Raw genomic sequence first — 466 nt, forward strand, 5'->3', positions numbered from 1 at the left:
GTCGCGCAGGATGTCGAAGCGTTCGGGATCGGTGAAGACCATCTCGTCGCGGTTGGCCGACCAGTAGTAGAGAACGAGTTTGTCGCCCGCCTTGATCTCGTGGTCGTTCAGCGTCGTGTCGCAGGTGGCGGTGCGGCGCATCCAGATCACCGGCGAGGCGTACCGGACGACCTCCTCGACCGCCCCCGCGATGCGCCCCTCGAAGTTCTCGGCGAGCAGGGCCCGCTGCTCGGGATGGCGGGTGAACAGGTCGAGCGAGTGCGCGATGGCGTTGCGGGTGGTCTCGTTGCCCGCCACCACCAGCAGGATGAAGAACGAGCCGAGCTCCTGGTCGGTGAGGGACTCGCCGTCGATGTTCGCGGTGACCAGGGCCGTCGTCAGGTCGTCGCGGGGATGCGCGCGGCGGTCGCGGGCGAGGTCCTCGACCAGGCCCTTGAGCGTCTGGCCCGCGTTCAGCAGCGCGAGC

1 protein-coding gene is annotated in these 466 nt (G+C 68.7%); it reads right to left on the bottom strand.

Annotated features, from left to right (window positions below; genetic code table 11):
- On the bottom strand, positions 1-466 hold a 466-nt coding region (locus J4573_RS53425), incomplete at both ends, for a cytochrome P450 (RefSeq protein WP_208264191.1).

Origin of the sequence: Actinomadura barringtoniae, from assembly GCF_017573505.1 — a bacterium.
Lineage (GTDB): Bacteria > Actinomycetota > Actinomycetes > Streptosporangiales > Streptosporangiaceae > Spirillospora > Spirillospora barringtoniae.